This is a genomic window from Nostoc sp. UHCC 0252 (assembly GCF_034931145.1).
Lineage (GTDB): Bacteria > Cyanobacteriota > Cyanobacteriia > Cyanobacteriales > Nostocaceae > Nostoc.
On sequence record NZ_JAYGHE010000017.1, the window covers coordinates 22842 to 38193 of the forward strand.

A 15352-nucleotide genomic window follows, 5' to 3' on the forward strand; every position below is an offset into this window, starting at 1 on the left:
TAAGAGCGTTACGAGCGCCTTAGTTCTGAATTCTTTATCAGCTTTGCGTTGGCACAATTGCTGACTTCAAAAATCTTCATCAAAATTCTATTCCGATATATCGTGATATATTCCGATATATCGTATATTAGAGAAAGTTAATTTGAGATTGATTTATGTTTAGACACTTTCGTTCACGCTTTGGTACACCTGCATGGGCAGGAGTTAACGAGGATGATTTCTTGCTTGTCAGGTCTTGGTTTGGGCATGGTAGGCATCATGGCAGAGATCATGGCAAACATGGTAATGAAATGTTTGGTCGTGGTTGGGGAGATGAACATCGGACTCGTCGGGGTGACATCAAGTTCATCCTGCTGGAATTGTTATCCGAGCATCCTAGTCATGGTTATGACCTGATTAAAGAGATGGAAACTCGTTATGGTGGTTTCCGTCGTCTCAGTCCTGGCTCAGTGTATCCAACACTCCAATTGCTGGAGGAAGGGGGTTATCTCAAGAGCGCCCAGGAAGGTGGCAAGCGGATTTACACGATTACCGATGAAGGTAGACAATTATTAGCAGAACGTACCCAACAAGAAACTTCAGATACTCCTTGGGATACCGTCAAAAGTTTCGTGAAAGGTAAGCCTCAAGAGTTTATTGAGTTGCGGAATGCTGCAACAGAATTAGCTGCTGCTGTGGTGCAGGTTGCTCGTAGTGGCAATGTGGAGCGGATAAATCGGGTGCGTGAGCTTTTAGAGCAAGTCAAACGGGAAATTTACGCGATTTTGGCGGAAAAATAAGTAGAGAGGCAGAATTTGCATCTTTACTCTTAATATTCTCAGATTTTGCGTTTACAGGTTAGAAGCGATCGCACTCAAATCTGTTTCGATGAGTGAGTTGAGCAATGTCCATAACTGCAAATCAGTAAAATCTGGAATTGCCATAAATGCGCCGACTTCCTGTAGAATTAGCGGATCGTGGGTGGAGGCGATGCCAATAGTGCGGATATCTGCGCTCACCGCCGCCCGAATACCAGAGGGAGAGTCTTCTAATGCGATCGCTTCCTCTGCTGAAATCGCCAAGTTATTCAGGGCGACTTGGTAGGGTGCAGGGTCAGGTTTCCCTGCTACACAATCCTCCGCTACAACAACCGTATGGAAAGCTTCTTTTATTCCTAATACTTCTAGCATAAATTCTGCATTTAATCTAGGTGCATTAGTTACTAATGCCCGCTTTAATTGATGTGTCTTTGTCCATGCTAGTAGTTCAGAAAATCCATTCATTGGTTTAAGATTCGAGGCGAGTTTGCGGAAAAACGCCTCTTTTTCGTCTGCAAACTTCTGCCCTTCTGCGGTTGATAATTGTGGCAAAATATCCTTAACAATTTCTGGATTTAAGCGTCCACTAATTCGGGATTTATAAAATGTTTCGTCAATTTCTATGCCATAATCTAGCAGCATTTCCTGCCAAGCTCGGTAGTGTATAGGGTCAGTATTGACAATAGTGCCGTCGAGGTCAAAGAGAATTGCAGCTAGCATGATTTTTTGGTAAAATGTAAATAATTGTTAACTTAATTTAAATAGTTTACATTGTTTTTTTGCCCTTATACAGCGCAAAAAGCGATAAATTAATCTGCTAAATCCTAAAATCTATACTGGATAAGCCATGTCAAGGTAGACAGGTAGAGCTTCTCAAAAAACTACCGTATAATTGATAACCTTCTGTGTAAGCAAATGCTAGCCGCTACAAACTCTTTTCGCGTTGATGATTTACTGGTGCAGATTTACAACTCGGAAGTCGAAATGGCCGAAGATGTTGCCGAAATCGCCCAAAAGCATTTACAGCAAGTTCTCAAACAACAAGATACGGCTGCTGTATTGTTAGCAACAGGTAACTCCCAACTCAAATTTCTCGATGCTTTGATTGCATTGGGTGGTGTAGATTGGTCACGGATTATTCTGTTCCATCTAGATGAATATTTGGGAATTCCTGCTGACCATTCTGCGAGTTTCCGGCGCTATATGCGAGAACGTGTAGAGAAGCGGGTTGCTCCTAAAGTATTTCACTATATAGAAGGTGATACACTGCAACCAGTAAACGAGTGCGATCGCTACACTAAACTATTGCAAGCACAACCAATAGACTTATGCTGTCTTGGTATTGGCGAAAATGGACATTTAGCTTTTAACGATCCAGCAGTAGCAAATTTTCAAGATCCTTACAGTGTAAAACTAGTGAAACTGGATACAGTGAACCGTCAGCAACAAGTAAGCACAGGTCACTTTCCGAATCTAGAAACTGTTCCAAAATATGCTTTTACTGTCACCATCTCAGCAATTTGTTCAGCAAAAAAAATTATTTGTCTGGCTCCAGAAAAACGTAAAGCGAATGTGGTAAAACAAATGTTGCAAGGGGCTATAAGTACAGATTGCCCAGCTTCTGTTCTCCGTCAGCAATCCCAAGCTACATTATTTTTGGATGTCAATTCTGCTAGTTTGCTGTCGTGAAGATGCACTGAAGACTAATGTACACTGCCTAATTCCAGCTATTACGTGAAGAAACGTTTTGTGCGGGCACTATGTAATCTTTATTGGGCAGCGAACTGGGATGTAATTATAGGGCAATATAGAATACAGTTCAGTTGAGCATTTGTCCTTCTCTTCCTTCTCTCTCTGTGTCCTCTGCGTCTCTGTGGTTCGTAAAAAAACAACTTTGATAAGTAACCACGCAAAATTAATTACAGTCATTGCTAGCGAAGCGTTCGCGGAGCGTCTCGTAGAGATAGCAATCCCAGCCCTTGCGATTGCTTCATTTCGCTTCGCTGCATTCGCAATGACATTGTGTAATTAATTTTGTTTATCTACTTAAAGAGTGCTAGCCTTAACCGAACCCTATTGGATTACGGGGGCACAATATCATATATTGCGCCCCTACTGCTCTAATTTGAAGTTGACATAAACCACGGCTGTACGCTTTTTACAGTGTGGTGAATATTATCTAGAACGAGTACCCGTTACTTCATTAGGATCGCTATAAGCCCGGACTTTATCACGATTACGAGCCAGACCTGCTAAACCCGCTAGACCAAGTAAACCTAGCCAACCCCAATCAAAACCGCGATCTTCAGTTCTCTGGAAAGTTGTAACACCTGTGTTCCTATTAGTACCTGTAGAGTCAGTGCCTGTGGTTCCAGTGCCTAAGCCAGAATCTGAGCCAGTGCCTGTAGTTCCAGTACCTAAGCCAGTGCCTGTAGTTCCAGTACCTAAGCCAGTGCCTGTAGTTCCAGTACCACCAGTGCCTGTAGTTCCAGTGCCTAAGCCAGTACCTGTAGTTCCAGTACCACCAGTGCCTGTGGTTCCAGTGCCTAAGCCAGAACCTGAGTCAGTGCCCGTAGTTCCAGTGCCTGTAGTTCCAGTGCCTGTAGTTCCAGTGCCTGTAGTTCCAGTGCCTGTAGTTCCAGTGCCTGTAGTTCCGGTGCCTAAGCCAGAATCTGAGCCAGCGCCTGTGGTTCCAGTGCCTAAGCCAGTACCTGAGCCAGTGCCTGTAGTTCCAGTGCCCGTAGTTCCAGTGCCTAAGCCAGTGCCTAAGCCAGTACCTGAGCCAGTGCCTGTGGTTCCAGTGCCTGTAGTTCCAGTGCCTGTAGTTCCAGTGCCTGTAGTTCCAGTGCCTGTGGTTCCAGTTCCAGTGCCTAAGCCAGAACCCGAGCCAGTGCCTGTAGTTCCAGTGCCTAAGCCAGAACCTGTAGTTCCAGTACCACCAGTACCTGTAGTTCCAGTGCCTGTGGTTCCAGCGCCTGAGCTACTACCACCACTAGCACCTCCACTGCCGGAGCCTCCGCTTTGGGCAAAAACAGAAGGAGGTAAGGATACAGAAGCGAAACTCATGGCAAAGACAGCAGACAAAACAGCTTTAGATAAATGAAAAGGCTTCATGGTAATGGTTCCTTTTATGTTTTAGATTTGTATGATTGATCGATGTTCAAAACTGATATTTTCTACTCAATCCAGTGCTAACTTAGGTAAATTTTGATAAGCCAGACAGCACAGATTGAAGAGTCTTTCACCTAGTTTAGGTTAGAAAAAATGAAAGCATTTGAAGCTTTCATAACACATGAATATTTGTTTTATTCAAACTAATTCATAATCAGTAATTACTATGATGGTTCTTAGCCTACGACTAATGCCGCATATTAGCCAAAAGCAAGGAATAATTATTGATAACTTTACTTGCGTCGTTTTTCATTACTCTCTATGAATTAGTTTGTTATTCCTCTGTAAGATAACAGCTAGCTTTTTATTGCACTTCTCCCATAGGAGTAAAACTTAGTCTATCGCAGGAATTATTTTCGCATTAAAGTTTAGCCTATGAACGTGAAGATAATGAAACACTTTGTAGTTTACAACTAGATAAACAGGACTCAAGATAAACACAATCTTCACACTGGATACTTCGCCCTGGATTGGCACATCCACAAGGAGGATTCACAAAACATTCAGAAGGATCTTTAGGTGTTCGAGATTTCTTGAATAAAAGGTATAATGTTGCTTCTTTTAAACAGAAAACCAAATCTTTAACCATAAATCTTCATACCGATTGTAATGAATATAGCGATTTATCTAAAAGTTTTGATATATCAATAATAATTTTTAGAACTTACTCTAAAACCTGTATCGAACAATACTCTACAATCCTATTCAATCTGAGAAATTATAACTTCATACTCCAGGTGTGTCTTACTCCATACTTAAGGAATATTTTTATTGCAAGTTAATTGGTTCTCTTATTTCACTATAAAAACTGATACAGATTGTTTCCCCTGTATTTCTCAACTGAATATTTGTACCAAAGTTAAATAAACTAGATGGTATTCCCAAATCAGCTTAACCGCAGGCACTCTAGAGTAATTTATGAATTGTCCCTACCGAAAAACCAGGGTTTTGGCAATTGTTTGCGTAAGCCCTGAATATATATCAGATGGACTTAAGCAATACCTGGACTAGAAATAGTTTTGGCTGTAATCATGTTCTTGTCACGCTCCTAATCATATCTTTTTTAAATGACCTGAGAAAAACAAAAATAAAAAACCATTTTCCAACTATATATAGAGCGATAATTGGAACGTTTATTTTCCAATGGCATAGCTGAAATCGAGCTTTTTGCTCAAAGTCTTATTTTGTAAGCATTCTAGATTATTCTCTGAGGAAAGTGATAGAAGAAGAATATAGCTATTTCAGTAAATCACCACTATTTAGCTAAAATCTTAGGAGTGTCGTCACTTTTGATAGCACTCCTAACTTATGACAGAACTTTTAAACAATTTTTTCTCTACTAACCAATTTATTCCCCACGGACATTGCTATCTCTGGAAACCAGGATTGGTGTGGTTGCATCTGGTATCAGATGTATTAACTGGACTTGCTTATTATTCAATTCCAGTAATGCTAGTTTATTTTGTCCGTAAACGGCAAGATGTGCCTTTCGGTTGGATATTTTTGATGTTTGGTACATTCATTGTTGCTTGTGGCACTACCCATTTAATGGATGTATGGACGCTTTGGTATCCTACCTATTGGCTATCAGGGCTACTCAAAGCTATCACCGCTTTTGTCTCTGTATTGACGGCTATTGAACTTGTGCCATTAATACCCCAGGCACTGGCTTTATCGAGTCCAGCCCAACTAGAAGCTGCAAACTCCCAACTAGCAAAGGAAATTACTGAACGGATACAAACAGAGGAGGTGTTGAGGGAAAGTAAACAGCGCTGGCAATTAGCTTTGCGCGGCAATAATGATGGAATTTGGGACTGGAATGTTAAAAGCAATGAAGTTTTCTTCTCGGCCCGGTGGAAGGAAATGCTCGGTTATGAAGACCACGAAATTTCTAACTATTTAAATGAAAGGGTGACACGAGTACATCCAGACGATCTGGACGGGGTAAGGCAAGCAATAGAAGATCATTTTGCTCAAAAAACACCATTTTATATTACTGAGCATCGGGTTTTATGCAAAGACGGCACTTACAAATGGATTTTGGATCGAGGTCAAGCACTGTGGGATGAAGATGGTAATGTAGTGCGAATGGCAGGCTCATATACTGATATTACTGAGCGCAAGCAAGCAGAGGAGGCACTTAGTAATTTACTTAATCAATTAGAAAATATAGTTGAGCAAAGAACAGCAGAGTTAACAAGAATTAATCAATCACTACAGGCAGAAATTACTGAGCGCCAGCGAATAGAAGAAGCATTGCGGGAAAGTGAACAACGATTTCGTGCTACATTTCATCAAGCTGCTGTTGGTATCGCCCATGTAGCAATAGATGGCAGGTGGTTATTAGTTAATCAGAGGCTTTGCGATATTCTCGGTTATACACCTGAAGAATTACAGTTTCTAACTTTCCAAGATATTACTCACCCAGATGATATTAACGCTGATCTGAAATATTTTGACAATATATTAGCAGATAATATTCAAACTTACTCGATGGAAAAGCGCTATTTTCGTAAAGATACCTCCATCGTTTGGGTTAATCTCACTGTGTCTTTGATGCGCGAACCTAGCGGGGAGCCAAGATATTTTATTTCTCTGGTGGAAGATATTAGCGAACGACAAGCTGCTCTACGCGATCGCAAGCAGTGGGAGGAGCAAATGCAGGCATCACTTTTAGAAAAGGAGGTGTTATTAAAAGAAATTTATCATCGAGTCAAAAATAATTTACAGGTGATTTCCAGTCTGCTAAGTTTGCAATCTGCTTATATCAAAGACCAAGACGATTTAGTAATATTCAAACAAAGCCAACAACGGATTGCATCAATGGCTCTTGTTCACGAAAAATTGTATCAGTCTCAAGATTTGGCAAAGCTCAATTTTGGCGAATATATTCAAGATTTGGTAACAAGTTTATTTACTGCTTATGAAGTCAATGAAGATGCGATCGCTCTGAGCATAAATATCGATAATCAGGTGTTTCTCGGCTTGGATACAGCAATACCTTGTAGCTTAATTATTCATGAGCTTGTATCCAATTCGTTGAAATATGCATTTCCAGCAGGTAGAAATGGTACGATTTATATCGAAATTAGCCAAAGTCAAGAGAATGAAGTTACACTTGTAGTTAGTGATGATGGAATTGGTTTACCAGCTAATTTTAATTTCAAAAATATAGCTTCTTTGGGTTGGCAATTAGTAGATGCTCTAATTAATCAAATTTCAGGAAATATTAATATCCAAGGTGATATGGGGGTAGAATGTCGGTTGAGATTTACATTAATATAAGAAAATATGACATCTGCGAAAATCTTAGTTGTAGAAGATGAAGCTATTGTTGCTAAAGATTTACAACATCGACTTATAAAATTTGGTTATACAGTTCCTGTAATTGCTTCTTCAGGACAAGAAGCAATTAATAAAGCAGTAGAAATGTCTCCAGATTTAGTGCTAATGGATATTAAGCTTAAAGGGGCGATGGATGGAATAGAAGCTGCCCAAGAAATCCATAAATATTTGGATATTCCAGTAATTTATTTGACTGCTTATGCAGATGATAAAACATTAGAAAGAGCCAAGATAACTGAGCCGTTTGCCTACTTACTCAAACCTTTTAAAGAAAGAGAGTTACAAACAAATATTGAAATAACTCTAAGTAAACATAGTTTAGAAAGGGAATTAAAAGTAAATAAAAAATGGTTAGATGCACTTTTAAAGAGTATCGGTGATGGTGTGATTGCTAGTGATTTGCAAGAATTGGTAACTTTTATGAATCCCGTTGCTGAAAATCTGACTGGATGGAAACAGGAAGAAGCTTATGGGAGAAATTCATCAGAAGTATTCAATATTGCTAATGCAGATACTCATAACTCTATTGAAAGTCCGATTCTCAAAGTCCTTGAAGATGGTATTATCGTCAGTCTTCCAGCAGAAACTATTCTGATTACTAGAGAGGGGCAAGAAATACCAATTGATGATAGCGCTGCACCAATTAAAGACGATCAAGATAATATTACGGGTGCTGTGTTAGTTTTTCGAGATATTACTGAGCGTAAACGAGCGATTGAGGCGCGTCAAAGGCAAATTGAGCAAGAGCAACTTTTAGTGAAATGGGAAGAAATTAATCAACTCAAAAATGATTTTTTGAATTTAGTTTCTCACGAATTGCGATCGCCTCTGAGTAATATGAAGCTAATGATTCAAATGATACAATTATCTACGAATACTGAGGAGGCTCAACGTTATCTACAATTGATGGAAGCAGAGTGCGATCGCGAGTTAGGATTAATTAATGACCTGCTAGACTTACAACGGCTAGAAACCTCATCCTATCCAGTTATTAGCTCTGATGCATTGCTTTTACAACAGTGGTTAGCTTGGATGATTGAGCCGTTTCAAATCCGGGTTCAACAACATCAGCAAACTCTACAGTTGAATCTCCCTTCAAATCTCCCGCCGTTGCTATCAGATGGCACCAGCTTAGAACGAATCTTAGTAGAATTGCTCAATAATGCCTGTAAATACACACCTGCGGGTGGTGAAATTCTTCTAGGTGTCAGTCACAACTCCTTGGAAACACCTGCAAAAACTATAATTACTATCAGTAATTCCGCAGAAATTCCAGCAACAGAGTTACCACGAATCTTTGAAAAATTTTATCGCATCCCTAATGCAGACATCTGGAATGAAGGTGGTTCTGGACTAGGTTTACCTATAGTACAAAAATTAGCCGAAAAACTACAAGGAAACATTCAAGTAGAAAGCGGTAATGGATGGACAACATTCACCCTTACATTAACTGATTTATTATAGGTTTTAAGCATTCATGAAAATTTAATTTATCAAGTTTATCTTATACATCAATTATTAGAAGCGTACATTTATATACTTCTAATAATTGATGTTATAAAAAACTTTGTTAATGGTATGAGATAATTAGAGCAAATTATTAAAACTAGAAAAATGCCATTAACTATATCTTCCATACCTCAAGGTTTTAGTGCATTTATTACTAACTTAGGAATACGCGATACAAGCGATGATTTTGTATTTATTAAATCAGAAGTTCCCTGTGTTGCTGATGGAGTCTTCACTCAAAGTCTTTTCGCCGGGCCAAGTGTTACTATTAGCCGCGAAAACTTAAAAGATTCACAAGTACAAGGAATTGCCGTTATATCTAAGAATGCAAATGTCGCTAATGGTGCTATTGGCATTGCTGATGCCCAAGAGGTTCTACAATTAGTTGCAAATGAAACTGGAATTGCTGCACATAATATTGTGATAGCTTCTACAGGCGTAATTGGCAGACGTTACCCGATTGAAAAAATTCGAGCAGGTTTATTAGGATTGGGGAAAAAATTGACTGCTGCTGATTTTGATGCCGCAGCCCGTGGTATTATGACCACCGATACGGTACCGAAACTAGCTACACGACAAATAGGTAATGCCAAGCTGGTAGGAATTGCCAAAGGTGTTGGTATGATTGAGCCTAATATGGCTACTCTCCTAACTTTCTTTTTTACTGATGCTGCCATTTCTGCAAATAGCCTTCGTTCAATTTTTCGTTCTACAATAGATAAAACTTTTAACTGCTTAAGTGTAGACACTGACACTTCTACTAGTGACTCCGCCGTGATTTTAGCTAATGGAATAGCCGGTGAAGTTTCAGAAGCAGATTTTGCCAGTGCATTGCAAGAAGTTGCCCAAGAATTGGTGCTGAAAATTGCTAGAGATGCTGAAGGTGCTACCAAAATTATTGAAGTAACTGTAGATTCAGCGATTAACTATGCACAAGCTAAAAAAGTAGCCAAAGCAATTATCAATTCACCATTAGTAAAAACCGCCGTCTATGGGGCAGATCCGAATTGGGGACGAGTTGCTATGGCAATAGGAAAATGTGAAAATGAACAGCAGATAAATCAAGAAACAGTTGTTATTAGTTTCGATAATGTGAAAGTTTATCCTAATACTTTAAAGGATGAAAATTTAGAACAGTTGCGGCAAATTATGTCTAAAGATAAAGTAGATATTCATGTTAGCCTCAATATTGGCAAAGCTTCTGCAACTGTATGGGGTTGCGATCTTTCGGAGGGTTATATAGAAATTAATGGCAAATATTCAACTTGATTAAATTCTGCATCTCTATAGCAATCCTATCTAATTTGTGAAAATTCTCAGTGTCCAGATACCCGACTTCTTTAAGAAGTCGGGTATCTAACTTTTCACGAATGATTTAGGATTGCTATACCTAAGTTGATGCTACACAAACCTACAATCAGTAAGGTTAAAGCCTTCAGCAATACTGCATAAGTAACTACACAAAATTAATTACAGTCATTGCGAGCGAAGCGTTCGCGGAGCGTCTCGTAGAGATAGCAATCCCAGCCCTTGCGATTGCTTCATTTCGCTTCGCTGCATTCGCAATGACATTGTGTAATTAATTATGTTTACCTACTTAGCTGCTTTCTTCACTGGTAATACTCGGAACTTCACCCTGCTATCAGGGTATGGCATACATTTTTGTAGGCAACATAGCTGTGCTACCTACAATGAAATGTTTTTTAACTAGAAGTCTCATAGTCTTTATCTAGAGATGGATAAGTGGGAAAGAGACATCAATAGCTAATTGTTTTGTCAGAAAAGTTGACTAAAGTAGTTTTTTGTAATATAGTATGTTACATAAGTAATGAGTTAGATTAAAAAAACTTCCTAGCCAGTACAGCACGGTGAAAATAAAATTACCAATTTTATCTAAGTAGCTGAAATTGCGAGCAAAAATTTTAAAATATTATATTTACTTAACACCAAATAACTTTATTAACGCTGTATAACTAAACAAATATGGATTTTGACTATTTTAGAAGCAATGATGGCACTCCTACAAATAATACCCGCCAAAGTTTGCTTGCTAGCGGTTGGAGACCTTTTAACCGAGAATTAGATTGGGGGTTTTTGTGGCAACTTTTGCATAGTGACTCGCGCGAATTAAGTCAAAAAAGTTTGAATTTAGCGAGTAATGTTGCTGATATTTTGGGACGAAATAATTATGCTTGGTGGGCTAATTTATTAAATATTGTATCTGATAATACCCGCTACGAAGTGGAAAAATTTTGGAATTACATTACACCAGATCCTCAATCACCAGATCATCGCTATAAAGATGTTTTGAGTACGGAAACGCCTATTGTCCAATTTGTCAGCCGTAGTAGTATTCCTATTGATTATGTTCTTAACCGACTGCAAGAAATTACTGTACTGCGAGTTTTAGGTGTGTTGGGTAATCCTGATATTATTACTCAGTATCATTCAGAAAGAGATTTTTATTTTCCAACAGATAAATTTATTAGCTGGGAACGCCTAGACGTTATCAATACTGTTTATGCTTACTGGGCGAAGCATGACGTTTGGTTGCAAATTGATCCCTACGATCGCGGGCGACGACAATATAGTTTAATGGCGATAAATCTTGCGCCATTAATTAACAAGGCAACTTACGACTTAGCAGTGATGTTGAGTGGATATCAAAGTCGTGTGGGTAAAGTTCACAGCCAATTTCCCATTCGCACATTTCCGGCAGATATCCAAAACTTTACTGATTCTGTGCAACAAGCGATTTTGAATCAAAACCAGTTAGCGGTTGTTGTACATGGAAAACCAGGTACTGGTAAAACAGTCTGGACACAGGCAGTAGCAAAAGAAATTCTTGTACCTTTGGGGTATGTAATTTTTATTTTAGATCATGATGCGATCGCTAATTTTGTCCCACCAACTTACATAGAGCGGATTTGTATCGTTATTAACGAAGCTGATAATCTCGCGCAAAATCGCGCTTCTGAGGTGGCGCAATACAATAATAAAACCGAACACATTCTCAGTTTGCTGGATGGCACTTTGTATCAGAGTGTCATTGATGAGTCTGGTATTCAGATGCAGCAACACTTAGTTGTCTTAATGACTTGTAACACTACCGAAAGATTAGATCCAGCCATGTTACGTAAAGGCAGAGTGGATTTAATGTACGAGTTTACACAACTATTTATTTGAAGCAGGCAAGGGTGAGGGGGCAGGGAGCAGGGGGAAAGAGGTAATGTTATTCTCCCCAATTCCCAATTCCCCATTCCCAATTCCCAATTCCCAATTCTCCATTCCCAATTCCCAATTTGCACTTTCACCACAATTTCACCTGTTTTTGAGATACAAGTTGATGCTGTTTGCGCCAAGCCTGGGGAGGTAAACCGTGATGCTGGCGAAATTGGCGGGAGAAATGAGACACATCCTGATAGCCTAATGCTTTCGCTATTTTCTCAACTGTCTGATTATCATTTTGGAGTAAAAAACGAGCGCCTGCCATCCGGCGTTTGACAATCCAGCAGTTTACAGTTTCTCCCGTCTGCCTTGCGACTCGATTAGTTAAGTAAGCAGGTGAGTAACCAACAGCAACAGCCACATCACATAAAGTAATTCCTTGATGATAATGGGCTTCGATAAAGTCGAAAACTTCTTTTAATTGGGGAACGCAGGGAAAAATCGACTTAGAAGAGACTGTGGCTTCATCAGAGATTTCTTCAGGTGCGATCGCAACTGTAGTATTATCTGCAAATACTGATTTTGGCGCTTTCTCAGATTTCATCGTACACCAGTTTTGCATAGTCGCTTGCTTTTGCAAGCGAGTAGCGATCGCTCTGAGCAATTCGTCTAGTGTAGAGGGCTTGGTAAGATAGTCATCTGCTCCCGATTCCATAGCTTTGCGAACATCTGCTTTGCTACTACTCCCAGTCAGAAAAATAAAGGGAATAATTGCTGTCACAGGATCTTGGCGTAGCGTATTTAAAACACTATAACCATCCATATCGGGCATCGTAATATCGCAAATCACTAAGTCGGGAATATACTCTTGTGCTTGTTGGATACCAGCCTGACCGTTTTCAGCACCGATTGTATCAAAACCTTTAGCCTTAAGACCTTTTAAATAAAGATCGCGGGTAATATTATCATCTTCAATGACGAGAATTTTATTTGACGATTCGTACACCATTTTTCATCCCCATAACTTTTTGCAGAAGCTGTTACTATTACGTTGTGGCGGAAGTCTACCTATCTTTAATCTGATTTAGCCGGATTATGTCGTGTTGTAGCAAACTTTTTGTGAGTATGTAGATAGGCATGAGCTTAATTACTTCGCTCCAAGAGTTGTGATTGTTAAGTCGTTAATTCATAACTATTCATAACTCGGAACTAGCAAATTCTGATTTGATTAATGGCAACATCACAGTAAATGTACTGCCAATGTCAACTTGACTTTCTACAGAAACTTGACCGTGATGTAAGTCTACAAGGGTTTTAAGAATTGACAGTCCTAATCCAGTACCAGGTATATGATCGATATTGCTACCACGGTAAAATGGCTCAAATATTCGCTGTTGATCTTGTGCTGAAATACCGATACCCCTATCTTTGATTTGGAAAATTACTTGTTCATTTTCGCAATAAAGTTCTAAGTCGACTGTCATGCCGGAGTGAGAATACTTTATTGCATTATCAAGCAAATTATTCAAGATCGGCTCTAACAGTTTTTTATCTATGCAGGCTGTTACAGAATTTTCTTTACTCACAAAGTTAATGGGAATTTGCTGAATACTCATCTGCATCTGTGCAACTAAATCATTACAGAAATCAACTAATTCAAGTGGCTTTGGTTCGTAATTTATTTTTGCTGATTCTGCCTTAGAGAAGAACAAAATGTCATCCAACATTTGACTAAGTTGTTCGGTAGCTTTTTGAATGTGATCTAATAGTGGTTGGATTTTCTTCTGTGTCTGTTTGTCTACTTCTTCCTTTAGTAAACTATTAGAAAATGAAACAATATTCAGTGGAGTTCGGAATTGATGGCAAACCATCGAAAGAAAACGCGCTCTCAGTTCGCTAAGTTGTTTTGCTTGCTCTAAAGCTTGGTTAAGACCTAATTCTGAATATTTGTAATCTGTAATATCAATGCCTGCAATCATTTCTACTGGTTTTCCACCGAAATCTAGCACTCCATCCAGCATTACAACCGCACAAGCTAGCCAGCGTTCTGTACCGCTTTTTGTCAGAATATTCATTTCCTGATATTCAAACTTAGCTGGTTCTCCCTGCTTACGTACCTGTCTACGTTTTTTGCTCTTAATTAGTCGGCGAATATCAAAACCTGTCAACAGTTCCTCTTTTGTGTAGCCAGTTAGTTGTTCTACTGCTGGGTTTATATAGCAAAGCCGCGTGCCTTGAATCAAAAAAGTGCTAGTGTCTGTCCTTTCTGCTAAAGTCCGAAATCTAACTGCATTTAGCCGCAATGCTTCTTCAGTCTGTTTCGATTCAGTAATGTCCCAAATACTCCACACTCTTCCAATAATTTTACCCTCCAACCACTGAGGCTTAGAGTAGTGTGCAAAAACTCTCCCATCATTCAATTCCAGAATATCGTAACTCTCGAAATCCGATTGGCTAGACACTTCCCAAATCAACCGATTAAAGGCTTGTGGATCTTTAAGTTGCTTCTCAAAAAAGGCTTTGCATCGAGGACATTTCTTAGATAATATTAGGGACTCTGGGATCTGCCACATATCCACAAATTTCTGATTCAAGCTCAGAATATCTCCCTCAAAATTAACTGCTACAATCCCAATGGCAGTAGATTCAAGAGTAGAGCGAAGTAAAGAAAGAGATGCTTTTAGTTCTACTTCTTTTGATTTTAGTTGAGAAAATTCTTGTTGTAAATTGTCTTTTGCTTCCTTTAATTCATCAGTCCACTTTTGCACGCTCAATTCTACTATTTCATCACTTCTTTCCCGCGCAAAAGCACAGCCAAATTCTATATCTTGTTGTTTTACATAGTTAATAGATATTTCTACCAGAAAGATCCGGCCTCCTTTTGCCCGGTAGCGAGATTTAAAGGTAACAGAACCCTGGGAGCTAATATTTGACCAATCGTGTAGAGAAAAATCTACATCTATATCATGCAACCTCATAGTAAGTAATTCCTTACGGGAATACTCAGTCATGCGGCAAGTGGCATCGTTGACGTAGAGAAACTGGGCATTTTCTCCTAAACAAAAAGCAGCATCTGTAGCTTGATTTATTAAGAAGTGAGCAAACTTCATCTCTACTTCTGCCTGTGGTAGGCGAGCGTTTGATCTAGCTAATCTATAATCGCCAGAATTCATATCCCTACTTGCTCCTGGTAATTAATCAGCACCATAGCCATTAATAAGTTGATAATCATAACTGGCCAAAATTTTTTGTGCGTTGTTAGGCAGTTAAAAAATAAAATTAATAAGTAGATTAAAAAATTTCACCGCCGACGTTAACAAAACTTATCATACCAACAAAAAGCGAATAATTTAACTAAAATT

General features: G+C 39.1%; 10 protein-coding genes and 2 pseudogenes. 8 read left to right on the forward strand and 4 right to left on the reverse strand.

Features of this window, described 5'->3' with window-relative positions:
- Positions 1–155: 155 nt before the first annotated feature.
- Positions 156–779 carry a PadR family transcriptional regulator gene (locus tag VB732_RS12910; protein ID WP_323231235.1) on the forward strand — a complete coding sequence of 208 codons (624 nt, stop codon included), beginning with the start codon at positions 156–158 and terminating at the stop codon, positions 777–779.
- A gap of 51 nt (positions 780–830) precedes the next feature.
- Here the strand turns inward: VB732_RS12910 and VB732_RS12915 are convergent, their stop codons facing one another.
- Positions 831–1517, reverse strand: a complete 687-nt coding sequence (locus VB732_RS12915; RefSeq protein WP_323231236.1) for an HAD-IA family hydrolase — start codon at positions 1515–1517, stop codon at positions 831–833.
- Between the two features lie 195 nt (positions 1518–1712).
- On the opposite strand from VB732_RS12915, the gene VB732_RS12920 reads away from it, so the two are divergent.
- Positions 1713–2486: a glucosamine-6-phosphate deaminase gene (locus tag VB732_RS12920; protein ID WP_323231237.1), complete on the forward strand. Its 774-nt coding sequence runs from the start codon at positions 1713–1715 to the stop codon at positions 2484–2486.
- Positions 2487–2972: 486 nt separating this feature from the next.
- On the opposite strand, the gene VB732_RS35970 is transcribed toward VB732_RS12920, so the two are convergent.
- Positions 2973–3911 (reverse strand): WGxxGxxG family protein, encoded by a 939-nt coding sequence (locus tag VB732_RS35970; protein ID WP_416235744.1) that lies wholly within the window; start codon positions 3909–3911, stop codon positions 2973–2975.
- Positions 3912–5684: 1773 nt separating this feature from the next.
- Between VB732_RS35970 and VB732_RS35975 the strand changes: the two are divergent.
- The 6 genes and pseudogenes from VB732_RS35975 to VB732_RS12945 all read left to right on the forward strand — a co-directional run.
- A pseudogene (locus tag VB732_RS35975) lies at positions 5685–6110 on the forward strand (PAS domain-containing protein); the annotation flags it as partial.
- Positions 6111–6239: 129 nt separating this feature from the next.
- Positions 6240–6584, forward strand: a pseudogene (locus VB732_RS35980) (PAS domain S-box protein); the annotation flags it as partial.
- 42 nt (positions 6585–6626) lie between these two features.
- On the forward strand, positions 6627–7253 hold the full coding sequence (locus VB732_RS35985) for a sensor histidine kinase (protein ID WP_416235745.1): 627 nt from the start codon (positions 6627–6629) through the stop codon (positions 7251–7253).
- 6 nt (positions 7254–7259) lie between these two features.
- Complete coding sequence (locus VB732_RS12935) at positions 7260–8777, forward strand: response regulator (RefSeq protein ID WP_323231239.1); 1518 nt, start codon at positions 7260–7262, stop codon at positions 8775–8777.
- 150 nt (positions 8778–8927) lie between these two features.
- On the forward strand, positions 8928–10091 hold the full coding sequence (gene argJ, locus VB732_RS12940) for a bifunctional glutamate N-acetyltransferase/amino-acid acetyltransferase ArgJ (protein ID WP_323231240.1): 1164 nt from the start codon (positions 8928–8930) through the stop codon (positions 10089–10091).
- Positions 10092–10805: 714 nt separating this feature from the next.
- Positions 10806–12008 (forward strand): AAA family ATPase, encoded by a 1203-nt coding sequence (locus VB732_RS12945; RefSeq protein ID WP_323231241.1) that lies wholly within the window; start codon positions 10806–10808, stop codon positions 12006–12008.
- 124 nt (positions 12009–12132) lie between these two features.
- Here VB732_RS12945 and VB732_RS12950 read toward each other — a convergent pair whose 3' ends face one another.
- Both VB732_RS12950 and VB732_RS12955 read right to left on the reverse strand, forming a co-directional pair.
- Positions 12133–12999: a response regulator gene (locus VB732_RS12950; RefSeq protein ID WP_323231242.1), complete on the reverse strand. Its 867-nt coding sequence runs from the start codon at positions 12997–12999 to the stop codon at positions 12133–12135.
- Between the two features lie 187 nt (positions 13000–13186).
- Entirely contained in the window at positions 13187–15163 is a 1977-nt protein-coding gene (locus VB732_RS12955) for a scytonemin biosynthesis sensor histidine kinase (protein WP_323231243.1), read from the reverse strand.
- Between the last annotated feature and the right edge of the window lie 189 nt (positions 15164–15352).